This is a genomic window from Acidobacteriota bacterium, assembly GCA_012517875.1.
Taxonomy (GTDB): Bacteria; Acidobacteriota; JAAYUB01; order JAAYUB01; family JAAYUB01; genus JAAYUB01.
Genome location: JAAYUB010000134.1, coordinates 13,499 through 31,074, shown reverse-complemented (window position 1 = coordinate 31,074; position 17,576 = coordinate 13,499). Strand labels below are relative to the sequence as shown.

At 65.5% G+C, this 17,576-nt stretch carries 15 protein-coding genes; 8 read left to right on the top strand and 7 right to left on the bottom strand.

The features are described 5' to 3' along the window. The first annotated feature begins 6 nt into the window (after positions 1–6). Positions 7–2,616: a YncE family protein gene (locus GX414_13665; protein NLI48148.1), complete on the top strand. Its 2,610-nt coding sequence runs from the start codon at positions 7–9 to the stop codon at positions 2,614–2,616. On the opposite strand, the gene GX414_13660 is transcribed toward GX414_13665, so the two are convergent. The 4 genes from GX414_13660 to GX414_13645 all read right to left on the bottom strand — a co-directional run bounded on the left by GX414_13660 (position 2,613) and on the right by GX414_13645 (position 7,185). Then, on the bottom strand, positions 2,613–3,374 hold the full coding sequence (locus GX414_13660; GenBank protein ID NLI48147.1) for a glycerophosphodiester phosphodiesterase: 762 nt from the start codon (positions 3,372–3,374) through the stop codon (positions 2,613–2,615). The two genes, GX414_13665 and GX414_13660, sit on opposite strands and share 4 nt — an antisense overlap. 77 nt (positions 3,375–3,451) lie before the next feature. Continuing rightward, entirely contained in the window at positions 3,452–4,513 is a 1,062-nt protein-coding gene (locus GX414_13655) for a DUF481 domain-containing protein (GenBank protein ID NLI48146.1), read from the bottom strand. Positions 4,514–4,577: 64 nt separating this feature from the next. Then, positions 4,578–5,627, bottom strand: a complete 1,050-nt coding sequence (locus tag GX414_13650) for an NDP-sugar synthase (protein ID NLI48145.1) — start codon at positions 5,625–5,627, stop codon at positions 4,578–4,580. Positions 5,628–5,724: 97 nt separating this feature from the next. Next, a complete protein-coding gene (locus GX414_13645; protein NLI48144.1) occupies positions 5,725–7,185 on the bottom strand; it encodes a radical SAM protein in 1,461 nt (486 codons plus the stop codon). 174 nt (positions 7,186–7,359) lie between these two features. Here GX414_13645 and GX414_13640 point away from each other — a divergent pair, with 174 nt between their 5' ends. Continuing rightward, positions 7,360–9,174: a tetratricopeptide repeat protein gene (locus GX414_13640; GenBank protein ID NLI48143.1), complete on the top strand. Its 1,815-nt coding sequence runs from the start codon at positions 7,360–7,362 to the stop codon at positions 9,172–9,174. A gap of 55 nt (positions 9,175–9,229) precedes the next feature. On the opposite strand, the gene thiS is transcribed toward GX414_13640, so the two are convergent. Continuing rightward, positions 9,230–9,433, bottom strand: coding sequence for a sulfur carrier protein ThiS (gene thiS, locus GX414_13635; protein NLI48142.1), 204 nt, complete (start codon positions 9,431–9,433; stop codon positions 9,230–9,232). A gap of 147 nt (positions 9,434–9,580) precedes the next feature. On the opposite strand from thiS, the gene GX414_13630 reads away from it, so the two are divergent. Together GX414_13630 and GX414_13625 are read left to right on the top strand one after the other, a co-directional pair. Continuing rightward, positions 9,581–9,973, top strand: a complete 393-nt coding sequence (locus tag GX414_13630; GenBank protein ID NLI48141.1) for a 4Fe-4S binding protein — start codon at positions 9,581–9,583, stop codon at positions 9,971–9,973. 5 nt (positions 9,974–9,978) lie between these two features. After that, the gene (locus tag GX414_13625; protein NLI48140.1) at positions 9,979–12,156 is read left to right on the top strand and encodes an aldehyde:ferredoxin oxidoreductase; all 2,178 of its coding nucleotides are present in this window, start codon (positions 9,979–9,981) and stop codon (positions 12,154–12,156) included. Between the two features lie 113 nt (positions 12,157–12,269). Here the strand turns inward: GX414_13625 and GX414_13620 are convergent, their stop codons facing one another. After that, positions 12,270–13,097: a hypothetical protein gene (locus GX414_13620; GenBank protein NLI48139.1), complete on the bottom strand. Its 828-nt coding sequence runs from the start codon at positions 13,095–13,097 to the stop codon at positions 12,270–12,272. 132 nt (positions 13,098–13,229) lie between these two features. Between GX414_13620 and GX414_13615 the strand changes: the two genes are divergently transcribed. Together GX414_13615 and GX414_13610 are read left to right on the top strand one after the other, a co-directional pair. Further along, positions 13,230–15,053 (top strand): 4Fe-4S binding protein, encoded by a 1,824-nt coding sequence (locus GX414_13615; GenBank protein NLI48138.1) that lies wholly within the window; start codon positions 13,230–13,232, stop codon positions 15,051–15,053. Then, a complete protein-coding gene (locus GX414_13610) occupies positions 15,050–15,646 on the top strand; it encodes a hypothetical protein (GenBank protein NLI48137.1) in 597 nt (198 codons plus the stop codon). Before GX414_13615 ends, GX414_13610 begins: the two co-directional genes overlap by 4 nt. Before the next feature lie 24 nt (positions 15,647–15,670). Here the strand turns inward: GX414_13610 and GX414_13605 are convergent, their stop codons facing one another. After that, positions 15,671–15,841, bottom strand: a complete 171-nt coding sequence (locus GX414_13605; GenBank protein ID NLI48136.1) for a 4Fe-4S binding protein — start codon at positions 15,839–15,841, stop codon at positions 15,671–15,673. Between the two features lie 294 nt (positions 15,842–16,135). Here GX414_13605 and GX414_13600 point away from each other — a divergent pair, with 294 nt between their 5' ends. Both GX414_13600 and GX414_13595 read left to right on the top strand, forming a co-directional pair. Next, the gene (locus tag GX414_13600) at positions 16,136–16,729 is read left to right on the top strand and encodes a sigma-70 family RNA polymerase sigma factor (protein ID NLI48135.1); all 594 of its coding nucleotides are present in this window, start codon (positions 16,136–16,138) and stop codon (positions 16,727–16,729) included. 202 nt (positions 16,730–16,931) lie between these two features. Next, positions 16,932–17,534 (top strand): hypothetical protein, encoded by a 603-nt coding sequence (locus GX414_13595; protein ID NLI48134.1) that lies wholly within the window; start codon positions 16,932–16,934, stop codon positions 17,532–17,534. The last annotated feature ends 42 nt before the right edge of the window (positions 17,535–17,576 follow it).

The window sequence follows — 17,576 nt, the reverse complement described above, 5'->3', positions numbered from 1 at the left end:
AGCGCCATGAACCGTCAACGTGCCCTGATCGGACTGATTCTCATCGCCGGTCTCACCGCCGCGGCGGCGGCCCAGATCCTGATGGGCGAAGTCGTCGCCGGCGACGAGGATTTCGGCTTCTACAACAACGCCGTGTTCACAGCCGACGGGCTGCTGGGGCTGGTCACCGATCCCCAGAACTCGCGGGTGATCGTTTTCGATCCCTACCGCTGGACCGACAACATCATCGCCTACGTCGCCACCGGCCAGGAGCCGGCCGGCATCTACCTGACTCCCGACGGCCTGCACGCCTGCGTGCTGAACATCGACAGCGACACGGTGACCATCATCCGCCTCGCCGACTTCCAGACCGCCACCTACACGCCGCCGGTCCTCTCCGACTTCGCCTACTACAACAACATCGCCTTCAGCTCGACCGGCCTCTACGGCTTCGTCTGCGACGCCCGGACCACCGTCAACCAGCTCTACGTGTTCCGGGTGACCACCACGCCGGGTGATCTGCATCACGCGACGCTGTGGGCCAACATGGGCACCGGTCCCGCCCGGACCTATGTCACCCCCGACGGCCAGCGCGCGTTCGTGCTCTGCAACGGACGGACCGACGACGACCAGATCAGCGTCATCGACCTGTTCAATGAGCCCACCTTCGCCGTCCAGCACACGTTCGTGGTGGTGGATGCCGACTTCGACCGCACGGGCTCCGACTTCCTCTGCCTCAACAACATCGTCTTCTCCCCCGACAGCCGGTGGGGGTACGTCTGCGACCCCCAGTACAACGACGTGGTCGCCTTCGAGATCGGCAACTACGCCAACCAGCCGTACCTGGACATCCCGGGCGAGGCCACGCCGGATGCCAGCCTCAGCCGGATCGCCATCACGCCCGACGGCGCCCGCCTGGTCGCGTCGTCGATCGTGCTCAACCGCCTCTACGTGGTCGACGCCGGCTCGCTGGAACTCCTCCGCACCATTACCGACGCCATGGGCTTCGCCGACTTCGACGGGTACAACAACATCGCCGTGCTGTCGGACAACCGGACGGGCCTGATCCACTCGGTGGGCAGCGACGAACTGATGATCTTCGACTGCCTGACCGGCGGGTACGCCTTCCGCGACACCGGTCCGGCGCCGGAGGATCTGGCCGTCTCACCCGACGAACAGTTCCTGGCCGGGCTCAACGTGGGCCGCGCCCTGGGCGAGGACAGCACCTCCATCTTCTGCCTGACGCCCGCCATCATCGACTTTCCGTTCTTCCGCACCGGCACCGGCGAGTTCACCGGCTACGGGGTGAGCAATCCCGTGAACGGCTCGCAGAGCCTGCTGATCTACGGCTACGACAACGACGGCGACCTGCTCGCCGGCACCAACAACGGCGCCGCCCAGCTCATGGAGCCCCTGACCCAGTTCTCGTTCATCGGCGACATCCAGCTCGGCCTGCCGGCCGGCACCCACACCGGCTGGCTCCGATTGGTCAGCAACAGCCTCACCGCCCGGGCGTTCTTCCTGAACACCAATCTGACCGGTGATTACATGGACGGCACGATCGCCACCGACGGCGTGTTCGAGGACTACACCGTCACCCACGTCCAGGAGCATTTCAGCGGCGGCGTCTACACCGTGCAGACCGAGCTGTTCATCCTCAACCCATACGACGACACGATCCACGTGGAGCTCTCGCTCCGGAACGCCGCCGGGACGCAGATCGGCTTCATGGAAACGGATCTGGAAGGCCGGCACATGCTGACGGGCACGATGCACGATCTCTTCTTCCGCAACGAGAGCTTCCTGAACCTGCCCGACGGCTATCTCGTGGGGACCACCGACGACGGATACGGCGTGGTGGGCTTCGCCATGATCCGCCACCTGAACGCCGAGGGCGGGGTCGTCACCGTCCATTCGGTCCCGCTGCAGTGGGATCCGAACGTGAACACGCTGTACAGCGCCCACGTGGCCAGCGGCGGGGAGCAGCCGGGGTTCATCAATCCGTACGATACCGTTTTCCACGTGATCAACACGGCGGCGGAGACGGCCGAGGTGACCCTTGCCTTCACCGACGACGCCCACGTCGCCAGCACCACGGCCAACTACACGCTCACTGCCGGGCAGCAGCTCGTCGTCCCCGCCTGGCAGGCCTTCGGCCTGACGGACCCCGCGACCCGGCCGCCCTACGTGACCGGCAACGTGAAAATCACGTCCGACCGCACCGGCCTCCTCGGCGACGTGGTGTTCGGCGACGGCCTGAATGCCCTGCCGGCCTTCGAATCCTGTCTGGCCCTGGAGACCGCCCCGGCGCGGCAGGCCGTCTTCAGCCACGTGGCGCACGGCCCGGTGGGCGACGGAACGCTGATGTACTTCAACGGCATCAGCGTGTGCAATTTCAACACCTACCCCGTGGACGCCACCGTCTGGATCTACCGTCAGGACGGCACGCTCACCGGCACGCACGTCCTGCACCTGGAGGCCGACAGCCGCTACCTCGGGCTGCTCAGCAACATCATCCCGGCGGCGTGGCCGCAACTGGGCGGCTACGTGGTCCTGGATGCCACGGGACCCGTCGTGGCGTTTGAGCTGTTCCTGGATAACAATTCCCGGCTGCTGTCGGCCGTGCCGCGGAATTAGCGGTCCGCCCCCCGGCGCTCCCGGCGCCACGCCAGCAGAGCGTCCGGGACGTCGGTGATGAGCGCCCAGGCGCCGAGATCGGCCAGACGGCCGGCTTCGGCCGGATCGTTGACCGTCCAGGCCAGCCAGGGCAACGACGGGGCGCCCCCTCCCCCGGCCGTGCCGGCAACGACCAGGCGGTGGTTGACGATCAGGCACGCCGGACGGCCAAACAGCCCGGCCAGCGGTCCGGCCGTCAGCCCCGCCAGCGTCCGCCATCCGCCTGGGACCGCGCGTCCCACGATCCAGCCGCGCGGCAGCGCGGGAAACATCCGCCGCACGATCCGCAGCGCCCGACGGGAAAACGAGGAGAGCAGGAAGGAGTCCGGCGGCAGCAGCCGGGCAGCCGTCGCGGCGGCGGCGGCGGCTGCGACCGGGTCCTTGATCTCGATGTCCACCAGGATCCGGCCGGCACAGATGCCCAGCGCCTCGTCCAGCGTCGGGATGTCGATGCCCTGGCGCGCCGCCGCGCCGCGGGCTTCGGCCGCGGTCACCGCCGCGACCGCCCGACCGCCGATGGCGGCGTCATGGAACACGAGGAGCTCGCCGTCCGCGGTGCGGCGGACGTCGAGCTCCACGAGGTCACACCCCAGCTCGATGGCCCGCCGGAAGGCCGCCGGCGTGTTCTCGGGGCGCCCGCCGTCGTGGGCGCCCCGGTGGGCGCCGATCAGCGGTGACGTATCCGGCTGGCGCCGGAACAGCGGCGGTGGCTGCGTCATCCGTTCCCTCCGCCCGACGGCGCGGTGTTACGGCCGGACCCGGTCCGGACCGCGGCCCGCGGTGCACCCGCCCGCCGTCAGAAGATCCAGCCGACTCCCGTGAACATGGTGAAATCGTTGTGCTCCACGTCGGGGAGCGGCCGTGAATCGTACCGGTTGAGCATGCCGATGTTGAATTTGAACATGCGATTCACGGTCAGGTTCAGCGTGGCGTCCAGGACTGTCCGGTACCGCGAGTCGCCGGTCAGGTATGGAATGACCAGCAGGTTCTGGGTGAACGCGACCCGGTCATTCAGCTTCCAGTTCAGATGTCCCTCAAGCAGGGTACTGCCGTCGCTCCGGTTGGACAGGCTGGGATAGATCTCCTGGAGAAAGCCAATGCCGGTGCCCACGTCCAGGCTCAGCGCCGGCCGGGTGACCAGGCTGTAGCCGACGCCCGCGTTCCATGTGTGGCGCAGGTCGATCCCCTCCACCTCATCGTACTCCCCGCTCACCGAGCCGAACACGAAATACCGCTTCGGCAGCTTGTAGTCGTACCGGAACGAGCCATACACCTCATCGCGCGACGTGGTGTCGGCCAGCACGCCGTAAAGCGTATGGGCGCTGGCGGAAAACGTGTCGCGCTGCCGCGCGTAGCGTGCGGAGGTCCGCAGGTACAGATCGTCGGACGACGCGTTGCCCCGCGCCAGGGTGTAGCCGAAATTGACCGCGCCGCTCCAGCGTTTCGGCCGGACTTCGTCCAGCCCGTCCACCCGGGCCGCGATCGCGCGGAGATCCGTCGCCGGTTCAGCCGCCTCCGGCTCCAGCTCGATGCCCCGGACCCGGGCCGAGGCGAGGTTGAACGTCCGATCGCCGCTGGTCAGACGGAACACGCCGTCCGCCCAGCCCGTCAGCGTGGTCCGCAGCGTGGTGTCGTCGTCGAGCCACAGCCGGACGGCGGCGCTGCTCGTCACCTCGGCCACTCGTTCCAGCGGCAGGCCCAGCAACGGCGCGTAGTCGGTCCGGAGCACCGCCTGCGAGACGTCCAGCGCCACGAGGGTGCCGGACAAAACGTCCCCATTCTTCATCTTGACGCGAACCACCTGGCCAGACGCCCCGGCGGTCAGCACCAGCAGCCCGATAACGAGCATCCACGACATGCGGCCTCTCACAGCAGCCTCAACCTCCCAAGACAAGTTGTTCCAGCACCGGCAGCGGATCCACTCATCCCCCGGCCGGCCCGTCGGCTCCGGTACCCGGATCAGCCGCCGCATCGAGCGGATGCGCCATCAGCTCCATTGTCGGCCCCGCCGGTCGACCGGTTCCGTAGGCCAGCAGCGCGCGGCGCCATGCGCCCGGCGGCACGTCCACGCCCGGCGCCACGATGCAGTCCTCCACTGTCGCCCCGGCACTCACCGAGTTGCGGCCCAGCAGCAGGCTGCGCGCCACCGCGGCGCCGGCGTCCACGATCACGTGTTCGCCGAACACGGCCTCGCGCACCCTGGCGGCCGGATCGAGCATCACGTTCCAGGTGGTCCAATTGTCCAGCCCTCCCGCCCGCAGCAGTTCCAGGCTGTTGCGCAGGTACCGGCCGGGGGTGGAGAATTCCAGCCAGTCGCCGTCCGCGACAAATCCGCGCACCGGGTGGCCGGCCGCCGCCAGTGCGGGGTAAAGGTGCCGGATGGTGTCGAAGGGCTGGCCGTCGGGGATGAAATCCAGCACCCGCGGCTCCAGCAGATGGATGCCGGTGAACGCCAGAAGCGGGTCCACCCGCCCGTCCGCCTCGGCGAACGGCACGTAGCCGCCGATGCAGCCATCAGCGTCCAGCCGCACGTGGGTGAACGGATCGCGCCGCCGGTTCGGTGTCAGGATCATCGTGGCCAGGCTGCCGGCGGCCCGGTGGGCGGCTAGCGCCGGGGCCAAGTCGATCGTGGTGATGATTTTCGCGTTGACCAGCAGGAACGTGCCACCGCCGGTGAAACAGCCGCGCAGCGGCGCCAGCGCGCCGGCAGTGAGCAGGATCGGCCCCTGCTCCTCGGAGAAACGGAACCTGAAGGGGCGGCCGTCGTAGGCGGTCACCGCCCGACGCACCGCGTCGGGCAGGTGATGGAGGTTGACGGCCACATCCTGTACACCCCACCGGCCCAGCCAATCGAACAGGTGATGAACCAGCGGCCGGCCGAGCACCGGCAGACAGGCCTTGGGGATCTCGTCGCTGAGGGGGCGCAGCCGCGTGGCGTAGCCGGCCGCAAGAATCATCGCCGCTGCGATCATGTTGGAGGCTGTCTCCCCGCCAACGGTGCCGCCGCCATCGACGCCTGCCGGTCCGGATCATCAGGCGGCGGACACCACCCCGCGACCGCCCGGCGGATCACCGGTCCGCGGATGCGATTTCGGGTGTCGCCGCGGTCAGCCGCTCCCACAATTCGGTGTTGAGCATGCAGCCCGGATCGCCGGCCAGAATATCGCCCGTGTAGGCATCCGCGCGGGCGCGGCAGCCGCCGCACACGGGGCGGTAGTCGCATACGCCGCAGTGGTCGCCCAGGAGTTCCCGATCCGTCAGTTTCTCAAAGTAGACGTTGGTCTGCCAGATCTCACGGAGGCTCTGGTGCCGAACGTTGCCCACCACACGGTGGGGGATATAGACGCACGGCGTGACGTCACCGTTGGGCTGCAGGGAACAGTAGCACCGGGCCGCGCCGCAGCCGCCGATGTATTTGGCCAGGACGCGGGTCTTGGCCCCGGGGCCCGAACCGGCGTGGCCGAGCGCCATGCGGCTCTCCGTGTCGGCGTACATGAAGCAGGCTCGGCCGAACTGCGGCGCCGTGCTCATGATGCTGATCTCCTTCTGCTGCAGCCGTCGCTCCAGTATCCGGAGCACCTGCTCGCGCTGGACCGGGTCCAGGTCCTGGATGTCGTTCCGCGTTCCCCGGCCCACCGGAATGTAGTTGAAATGGACGAAGGTGGAGCAACCTTTATCGATGGCCAGCTGGATGATCTGGTCCGTTTCCTCGACATTCATGCGGGAGATGCAGGTGGCCATCCCGACGCGCAGCCCCGGTGTGCGCGCCCCGTTTTCGATCCCGTTCACGGCGCGGCGCCAGGCGCCGGGAATGCCGCGGAACGCGTCGTGTTTGTCCGGATCCACCGAGTCCAGGCTGACCTCGACATACTTGACGCCGTGTTGCACCAGCCGGGCGGTCACGTCCGGAGTCAGCATCGTGCCGTTGGAAGCGATGGTGACGTGGATTCCCCATTGCCGGCACCGCTCGAGCACCTCCCAGAAGTACCGGCCCATGAGCGGCTCGCCGCCGGCCAGCGCCAGGAAGGGGACGTACGCCCGGCCCATTTCGTCCACGACCTTCAACTTCTGCTCCAGATCCAGCTCGTCGGGGAGCGGCCGGCTGCAGGCATCCTGATAGCAATGGACGCACTTCAGATTACAGGCCTGGGTGAAGTTCCAGACGATCATCAGGGGCATCTGGAATTTCTGCGGCACGGTCAGACCATAGGCATGGATGCTGCGAAACGTGTTCACCAGCGCCCGCAGTGTGGGCCGGTGGTGGAACAGCTTGAACTTCACCATATCGGCGTTGGCGCCGCGGGTCCGGATGAAGTGCTCGAACACCATGTGCAGGGGATAGAACAGCAGCCGGTCGGACCGGGGCGCCGATGCGTTGTCGTATGAATACATTATCCGCTCGAACAGCGTCCGTCGATCGCCGTCTCCGCGGCTCAAGAAGCCGGCCACGCGCTGGACCCGCGGATCGAGCAGGAATTTCTCGATCTCGTTCTGTTGGGTCTTCAGGATCTCGTGATTCGTGTCGCTCATGGTGGATGCTCGCAGCGAGAACCGAAAAATTTTTCGGCGCCATTTTAGCGGAACAACTTCGACAAATCAATGTCAAGTGATGTCTGGCGTCGGCGTCGGCCCGCGCGAACTCTCCCGTCCGCTGCCGACGAGCCTGTGCTATACTGCCTCTTTTTCAGATCATGGAGGTGCCGCATGGTGCGACTGGTCGTGATCGGAGTGCTGGTGGCGGTTCTCGCCACCGCCGGCATGGCCCAACCGGCGGAAGCGGGAAACGAGTCCGGGGACCAGATCAACCGGCTGATCCGGGAACACCGGTTGGCGGAGGCGGAGACGCTGGCCGCGCAGTGGGCGGAACGGGAGCCGGGCCCCGCGTCGTACTACGCGCTGGGCATGGTTCTGTTCGAAAAGCGCGACTACATGCAGGCGTACACGGTCCTCAACAAAGCCCTCCAGGGCGCCGTCAGCGCGCCGGTCATGGCCCGGACGTTCACCATGCTGGGTTTGATCGACTACCAGTTCGGCAACTACCAGGCCGCGCTGCGCTGGTTCGCCCAGGCACGCCGGCTGCCGCGGCTCCCCGCGGCGCAATTGCGTCAGATCGAGGAACTGTTCGCCAAGATCTCGCTGGAGAAGGAACTCGCCGGCTGGCGGACACGGCCGACCTCCCAGATCGTATTCCATTATCCGGAACAGGCCGACCTCGAACCGGTGGTGGATCGACTCCAGCGGGACTACACGGCCCTCGTTCAATCCTTCTGCCGGGAGCACAAGCTGCCGGAGGATCCCCGGATCCACTTCTACTATTATCCCGACGAGACGCTGTTCCGTCGTCTGCAACCCGACGCCCCCCACACGTTCATCCTGCTCCAGGAGCAGGTCATCCACGGGTGGCCGGAGGCCCGCCTGCGCCACGAGTTCATGCATCTGCTGGTCTGGCGGATCAATCGGCGCAACTACCCGTCGTTTCTGATCACCGAAGGCCTCACCGAATACCTCAACCGGCGGGAGCAGCCGGAGCGGTGGCATCAGCCGGCCGCACGGATCGTCCAGAGCCGGGAACTACCGACTCTGGCCGAACTGGAGCGGATCGACTGCTACCGGAACAACCCGTGGGTGTTCGACCTGGTCTGCTCCTTCACGGCGTTTCTGGTGGATCAGGTCGGCTGGGCCAAGTATCTGGAATTCTGGCATCGCGGCCAGGGCCTCGACAAGGATTTCCCCGCCTGCTTCGGCGCCCCGCTGGCGGAGCTGTGGACCCGGTGGGCGGCGAGCCTGCAGCAAGTCCCCGTGAGCGAGTTCTCGGTCTGGGGAAACTTCCGGGACGAGATTCTGGCCCCCGGTCTCTACGCCGATGGCGTGCGGATGTTGGAGTCGCGCACCGATCTGTCGCCCCTGGGGCGGCTCATGCTGGCCCGGGTTCTGGCCGGCGCCGACCGGCCGGCGGACGCGCGGGCTGCGGTCCGGGACTTCGCCGACCGCCCGGAGTCACTCCGCGCGATGCTGCCCGCCGCCGCCTGGGCCGACGGCCTGCTCCTGGCGGGGCAGCTGTGGGATGTCGCCGGCGAGCGTGACCGGGCCTTGCAGTTCTACGACGCCGTCACCGACCTGCCCGATTGTCCGGAAACGGTCCGGGCCGCCGCGGCCACGCACCGCCTCACGCCCTGCCAGCCGCAGGACTTCCGCTCCCGGCCGGAGCCGAACGCGGTGGACCGCGCCGACCATCTGATCCGATTCTGGATCCAGGCCGGCCTGTCAACCGACCACCTGGCAGCCGCCATCAGCCAAGGTCTGGACGACGAGAAGATGGAACGCCTCGGCCACAACCTGGGTCTGGCGCCCCCGGGCGCGCTGCGGGACGCCGTCCGGCAACACCTGACCGGCAAGATTCCCGAAGATTGCCTGCGCCAGGTGCTGGCGGCCGGCATCTCCGTCATCGATGTCTGGGAGTGCCTGGAACGGAACGGCCTGCCTGTCCGGTTCCCACCCGCGACGGGCGACCGGCCCTGAAACGCTGCGACACGCGCGGGGGCGGCCGGAAGACCGGGTGTCCCGGGCAACCGCCTTATCCTCCGCCCATCAGGTGGATGGCGTCCACGCGGTCTCCGTCCCGAATCACGAACGAGTCATACTGGTCTTTCCGGATCACATCACCGTTGACCCGAACGAAAATCATCGGGAAGGTGTACTTCATCTGCTGCAGCATCTGGCGGACGGTGAGCTGGCTGCCCGTCAGATCGGTTTCCCGGTTGTTGATGATGAGCCGCATGCCGCACCTCTCACGCATCCTGTCCCGGTGATTATAACCGCCGGCCGAGTGCGGGCGCAAGAGGCCGAAACGAAGCGGAAATCCGGTTGACTTATTACACCGTGGCCGATAATATGAAGTGCCACTATAAATGGAGGTCCTGCCCCCATGAAGTATCTCAAAACCTATGACGAGAAATGCATCGGCTGCAACCAGTGCATGACGGCCTGTTCCATGGCGTTCTTCAAAGAGGACAACCCCGCCAAATCGGCCATCCAGGTCATCGAGAAGCCCGACGGGGGGTTCCATCTGGTGGTCTGCGACCAGCAGTACCGCAAGTGCGTCGACGAGTGTCCCACCCAGGCCATCACCGTCAACAAGCAGGGCGTGGTGATGATCAACAAGAAACTGTGCATCAGCTGTTTCGCCTGCGTGGCCGTCTGTCCCATCGACGCCATGCGGCGGTGTGACGGCGTGTTGAATCCCTTCAAGTGCGTGGCTTGCGGCGTCTGCGTCAAGGGCTGCCCCACCCAGGCGATCGAGATCGTGACCGAGGAGTAGCGAACATGAACAACACCAAGATCCACACCGACGTCGACGCCCTGAAGGCCCGGCACGTTCTGCTCAAGGAATTCCGCTACAAGCTCCGGCCGGTGGTGCGCGGCTATAACATGCGCACACTGTATGTGAACGTCTCGTCGCACGAGATCCGGGAAAAACCGGTTTCCGAGGAAATGAAACAGAAGTTCACCGGGGGCAAGGGTTTCGGCCTGAAACTGCTTTGGGACGCCATCTCCGACACCACGCGCTGGAACGACCCCGAGAACGAGATCAACATCGGCATGGGGCCGATCTGCGGCAATACCAACTACCCGGGTTCGGGAAAATCGCTGGTGGTGTCCATCTCGCCACTTACCGACATCCCCATCGACAGTAACGTGGGCGGCTACTTCGGCCCCTACCTGAAGTTCTCCGGCTTCGACGCAATCGAAATCCAGGGCAAGGCCGAGCGCGACGTCATCGTGTATATCGACGGCAACCAGGGGCTGGTTCAGATCTTCGAGGCCCCCGGTGAAGCGGTGGACAGCCACATTCTGGCCGAGCAGATGGTGGAGATGTTCGCCGACAACGAGCTGGAGAAGATGCACATCTCCTCGGTCAGCGCCGGCCGCGGCGCCGAGCACGCCCTGATCGGGTGCCTGAACTTTTCCTTCTATGACCGGCGCCGCAAGGTGGCGCGGCTCAAGCAGGCCGGCCGCGGAGGCATCGGCACGGTGTTCCGCGACAAGAAGATCAAGGCGGTTGTGGTCAAGTATTCGGGCCTGTCGGGCAAGTCCAACGATCCCGCCGACCTGGACAAGCTCCAGCACACCGGCCTGAAGCTCCATAAGGAGATCATCGCCCTGGACGACCAGCAGTGCCGAATGCGCCAGATCGGCACCGCCCACCTCGTCGAGATCATGGACGAATACGACCTGCTGCCCACGCACAATTTCAAGTTCGGCCGGCACGTGGACACGCCCAAAATCAATTCGCACGCCTTTTACAAGTATGTCACCCACGGGCTGCCCGACGGCTGCTGGTTCGGTTGCACCATGGCCTGCGCCAAGGCGGCGGACGGCTTCGAGTTGCTGACCGGTCCCTACAAGGGGCATCGCGTCACCGTCGACGGCCCCGAGTACGAGACCGTGGGCGGCTGCGGTTCCAACATCGGCGTCTTCGATGCCCGCGCGGTTCTCGAGATCAACTTCTACTGCGACACCTACGGCCTGGATACCATCTCCTTCGGCACCATGACCGCCTTCATCATGGAATGCTGGGAGAAGGGCGTGCTCAACGCCGAGCGCACGGGCGGCCTGGATTTCACTTGGGGGAACTGGCGGGACACGCTGGAAATGATGCACCAGATCGCCCGAGGCGAAGGCTTCGGCCTCATCGCCGGACTGGGTACCCGGAAGATGAAGGAGTATTTCATCGATCATTTCGATGCCGATCCCCAGCTCATGCAGGACATCGGCTGCGAGTGCAAGGGTCTCGAGTACTCCCAGTACGTCTCCAAGGAGTCGCTGGCCCAGCAGGGCGGTTACAGCATGGCGCTCAAGGGCCCGCAGCACGACGAAGCTTGGTTGATCTTCATGGACATGGTCAACAACCAGATCCCCACCTTTGAAGACAAGGCGGAGGCGCTCCACTACTTTCCCATGTTCCGGACCTGGTTCGGATTGCAGGGACTGTGCAAACTGCCATGGAACGACGTGGAACCCGCCGACAACGCCCAAACCGCCGAACCGGCCAAGGTCCCGGAACATGTTCAGAACTACGTCGACATTTACAACGCCATCACCGGCGGGAACCTCGACAAGAAGGAACTGATTCTGCAATCGGAGCGGGTGTACAACTTCCAGAAAGTCCTCTGCATGCGCCTCGGGCGCGGCCGGCGCAGCGACGACATCCCGCCGTTCCGGATGGTGGGCCCGGTCACCGTCGAGGAGTATGAATCACGGCAGGACCGGTACGATCAGCAACTGCGCGAGAAAGTGGGCGTCGATCCCGCCGGCAAGAGCAGCGAGGAAAAACTCAGGATCCTGCGCCATTACCGGGAGGAGCAATACCAGCATCTGTTGAACGCCGTCTACGCACGCAAGGGCTGGACGCCCGAAGGCGTGCCCACGCCCGAACATCTCCGCAAGATCGGCATGGACCTGCCTGAGGTCCTGGCTGTGGTGGAGCGTCACCTGCGTTGATCCCTTTGCCGCGGCAGGAATCACAGGGCGGCTGCACCGGCCGCCCTGTTTTTTTGTGCACGACCACCGGCTGCAGCCGGCGCCCGGCGGTCAGGTACCGGTCGCGTGACGGCTCACCCCACATCGTACGCGTGGAGAAACTCTTCCAGCCGATCCCACGCTCCCCGGGGCAGCAGCACGTGGAACTGGTCCCGGTGGGCCGGACGGGCGCCGATGCCGATGCTGAGTCCGCCGGCTGATTCGGCGATGACACACAGCTCCGTCTCGTCGGCGTTGTGGCCGACCACGAGCGGCGCGCGCCAGCCATGGCGCACCGCTACCGTCTCGAAGGCCGCCGCCTTGTCCCGCGGCCCATGGCGGATCGGCGGCGCCAGGCCGGCGAACCGGTCGTTCCGCCAGATGATCCGGTTCCCCTCGAGAAAGCGGAACGGGATTGGGTTCCCGCCCTCAGCCAGCGCCGCGGTGAGGCCGTCGAGCAGGCAGTCGAGACCCAGCGAGATGACGCCGACGGGCCGCCGCTCGGCCAGGCGGCGCAGGCAGGACCGCACCTCCGGGTAGACGCACCGCCACACGTCCGGCATGACCCGGTGGAACGCGGCGCGCTCGACGCCCCGGAGCGCGCGCCCGTACAGGGTGTGGAGGCGGAGGTTCTTGCGGACCGGGTCACCGGGCAGCAGCTTGAGGCCGTACAGGCAGGCTCCCAGTGCGACCAGCCGCCCGATGCGGACGGCGCGCGCCCCGGCCGGGCCACCGCCGCTCAGCGCGTCCCGCAACAGGCGGTGACCGAGGGCGATCTGGGCGAAGCCGGGCATCATGCACTCGTCCACGTCCAGGACGGCGACGTCCGCCGCGGTGAGGCGGCGCCTGAGTTCGGCGGCGTCCAACCGGCTCCGGACGCCGGGCATCATGTCCCGGTAAGTTGCGGTCAGATCTCGGTGCATGGTCGATCCGCAGGTATGATAGCGGGGGGACGGAACCGCGACAATATTTTTCTTTGTTTGAGCTCAGCGTTCTGTTTTAATGAGGTTTCCTGCATGCCTTGACTGTTTCAGATCATCTTTCAGGAGCCACCGATGCCGGATCAGCGTGTTCTCATGGGTAACGAGGCGGTCGCCTGGGGACTGGTGACCGGCGGCTGTCAGGTGGTCACCTCGTACCCGGGCACGCCCAGCTCCGAGATCCTCCCGGCTGTTCTCGCCATCCGCTCCGAACTGGGCGCCGCGGTCGCCGTCGAGTGGTCACTCAACGAGATGGTCGCCTTCCAGGTGGCATTGGGGGCTTCCTTAGCGGGCAAGCGCAGCGCCACGATCATGAAGCAGGTGGGGCTCAACGTCGCCGCCGATGCGCTCATGAGCTCGGCGTACACCGGGTGCAAAGGCGGCTTCGTGATCGTGAGCGCCGACGATCCCGGCCCCTACTCGTCCCAGACCGAACAGGACACGCGCGCCTTCGCCCAGTTCGCCAAGGTGCCGGTCTTCGATCCGGCCACGCCGCAGGAAGCCTGCGCCTACGCGAAGCTGGCGGTGGCCCTGTCGGAGCGCTTCGAGATCCCGGTGATCCTGCGCCCGTCGCTGCGGGTGTGCCACGCCCGCCAGTCCGTATCGCTGGACGCGGCGATCGACGCCTGCCCGCCCGCTGCATTCGTCAAGAATCCCAACCGCTGGGCCGCCACGCCGAAGTACCGCCTGGAGCTGCACCGGGAGCTGAACCGGAAGCTGGAGGCAATCCGCGCCCACGTCGAGGCTGAGCGGGCGCTCACCTGGGCCGACCCGGGCGAGGGCGTTTGCGGCATCATCGCCGGCGGGGTCCTCCGCGGCATGATCCAGGACTGGGCGGCGAGCCGCGGCCTGACGCTGCCACTGCTCCACGTGGGCTGCGCCTTCCCGTTTCCCGCCGGACCGGTGGCGGCGTTCATCGGCCGGCACGAGCGGGTGCTGGTCCTGGAGGAGACCGGTCCGGTGATCGAACAGCAGATCGCCGACCGCGGCCATGTGTCCGGCCGCCTCAACGGCCAGGTGCCCGCCGAAGGGGAGATCGACGGCCAGCGGCTCGACGACATTCTGTGCCGGTTCCTCGAGCAGCCCGCTATTTCGATCACGGTCCCGGAGAACCCGGCCCCGGCGACGGTCCGGCGGCCGACGCTCTGCCCGGCCTGCCCCCACCGCAACTCGTTCCACGTCATCCGCAAGGCGCTCCCCAAGGGCATCTACACCGGGGACATCGGCTGCTACACTCTGGGCGTCAACATGAAGGCGGTGGACACGGTGCTGGTCATGGGCGCCTCCATCGGCCTGGCCATGGGCATCCACCAGGCCTACCGCCAGGACGGCCGGGAACAACCCGTCGTGGCCACCATCGGCGATTCGACGTTCCTGCATTCCGGCCTGCCGCAGCTGGCCAACGCGGTGTACAACGACAGCCGGATCATCGTGGTCATCCTGGACAATGAGGTGACGGCGATGACCGGCATGCAGCCCGCCGTCTCCACCGGCGTGCGGATCGACGGCACGCCGGGCCGGCCGGTCCGGCTCGAGGAGGCCGTCCGGGGCTGCGGCGTGCGCTTCCTGGAAATCCGCGACCCCTATACAATGGACGCGTGCATCGAGGCGCTGCGGGCGGCGCACGCATTCACCCGTCAGCCCGACGGCGGCGTCGCCGTGCTGATCTTCCGGCATCCGTGCGTGCTCAACGATCCCAGGGGCGGTGTGCCCGTGAAACGCCCGGTGAGGGTCGACCCGGCCGCCTGCACCGGTTGCAAGGTCTGCATGAACGTGTTCCAGTGCCCGGCGATCATCGCCACCCCCGACGGCAAGGCGGCCATAGACCGCCGGATCTGCGCCCAATGCGGGAACTGCATCACCGTCTGCCCGTCCGGGGCGATCCGGGAGCAGCCATGAACACGCCGGTTCTCAAGGAGGCGCGGGTGGACCACCAGATTCTCATTGCCGGCCTGGGCGGACAAGGCGTGCTCTTCCTGAGCCGGCTCCTGTACACCGCCGCCCAGATCCAGCGCCGGCCCGTCTTCACGTACGAGATCCACGGGATGAGTCAGCGTGGCGGCTCGGTGTACAGCTCGTTGAAGATCGGCGCCTTCCGCTCCCCCGTGCTGTTCCCAGGCAGCGTGGACACCCTATTCGTGCTGGAACGCTCCGAACTGTACACCCACCTGCGGCAGCTGCGAGCCGACGGGCAGGTGGTGCTGAATCACCCGGATCCGGATGCACCGGAGATCCGCCGACTGGCGGCCGTTGGTTACCGCGTGTTTGTCCACGATGCCGACGCCGTCGCCCTGCGGCTCGGCCAGCCGCGCATCGCCAACCTGGTTCTGCTGGGCCGGTTCATGAACGCGCACCCGTTCGTGCTGGCGCGCGAGGACATCCGGCAGGCGTTGCGACAGATCGTGAAGCCGGCGCTGCTGGCGGTCAACGAAGCGGCATTCCTGGGGGAGTCTCAGGGGGAAAAAAAACAGGGGCCTGACGGCCCCCGTTGATGGTGGCAGGTGAACAGACGGCGGCTATTCGCCCGGGGAGATGGCGCCCACGGGGCAGACTTCGGCGCACGCGCCGCAATCCGTGCAGATATCGGGATCGATCTTGTAGATGTCGCCTTCGCTGATCGCATCCACCGGGCATTCCGGCTGGCAAGTTCCACAAGCCGTGCATTCGTCACTGATAACGTGTGCCATGCGAACCTCCTAACGCAGTTTTGCGGGCTCAGTGTAATCGGCGACCGAAGCGGGTGTCAAGATGAATCTGATCCCGTCTCGAAAAAAGCGTAATACATTCTATCAATTGATTTTAAGTTGTTTGCCGTCTGTGCCGCCCGGTGCGCCGATTTCATGCCTTCCGATCGATGTCTGCCCGGGTGAGGGACGGTGTAAAAAAATTTGTTGACAGGCTCCCAATAGTGAAGTAGATTATACAAGTATTTGATCTCTGAAATCACTGGACATAAGATTTACATTCTTCGAGGTGGGGCCATGAAGAAAGTGAACCCGGATCGCATCTATGTGGACAGACTTCTCCAGGGCGACGCGACCGCCCTCGAGGAGATCATGGAGACTTACAACTCCAAGATTTACAACACCGCCTACAACATCGTCAAGAACCATAACGACGCACAGGAAATCGTCCAGGATGTGTTTTTCACCATCTACCGGAAGATCCACACGTTCAAAGGCAACTCGTCGTTCTATACCTGGATATATCGCATCACCGTCAACTACGCCTTCATGAAACTCCGCTCCCGGCGGAAGGAGAAGCACATACCCATCGAGGAATTCAGCCGGCCCGACGGGGATGAGGCGCTGCTCACCGCCATCATTCCGGACAAGCGGAAATTCGCCGATGAATCGGTGATCGAGCGGGAGTTCATGGACAAGGTGCTCCAGTCCATGGAGCAGCTCCCCGACAAATACCGTGAGGTCTTTCAGCTCCGCGACCTCAAGCAGTATTCCAACGAAGAGGTCAGCGAGATGCTCAACCTCAGTGTGGCGGCGATCAAATCCCGCATCCACCGGGCCCGGCTCTTCCTGCGGGACCAGATCCGGGAGTACGCCACCCCGAGCAACTGATCGTGCGGACATCCGCCGGTTTTCGAGGCTGCCGCACCACGGCAGCCTCTTTTTTTCCAACAACCAGCGGGCGTGATATACTGAGGGGCAGTCACAAACACTGTCGGTGATCGGCCATGAGCGGCATTGCACACTCGCACCCGGCAACACCGTTGCGGTCCGCACGTATACTCAGCAGGGATTAACTTTCAAGGAGGTCTTCATGAACGAGGAAGTGTCCTCGCCCGGCGTAGCGAAAACGTTCGGGATCATCCATCTCGTCTTTGCCGGCCTGGGCGCCGTCATGCTGATCTTCGGCGTCATCAGCCTGGCCACCGGCGGCAGCGGCATGTCGTTCGGCGGCGATGCTCCCGGCGCCGAGGAAATTCAGCAGATTCAACATGACCTGATGGCCTTGCCCGCGATGAAGGCGAACATGTACATCGGCATTGTCGTCGGTGTGCTCATGACCGTCCTGCTCGTGGTTGCCGGACTTCACCTGCTCAAGCGCCAGTCGTCCGGGCGCACGCTCTCGCTGGCGTATGCCGGCATCGGCATCGCCTACACCATCATCTCCGTCGCCTTCAACTACCTGGCCATCATGCCGGCCGAAATGGATCTCTACATGGCCAGCGGCCTGGACGAGAATATGGTCAACGCCATGGTGATGACCGCGAAATTCAAGCCGGCTTTTGGCCTCTGCTGCGGCTTGCCCTATCCCGTGATCATCCTCATCTTCATGCTGCCCGAAAAATTCGCCCGCAGCCTGACGGGGAGCGCCGCTGTGACGGCGCCCGAAGTGATTCCGCCGCCCAAAATCGACTGATCGGCGGCCGTGCTCCGAAAATGCGAATCGCCCGGCGCGCCG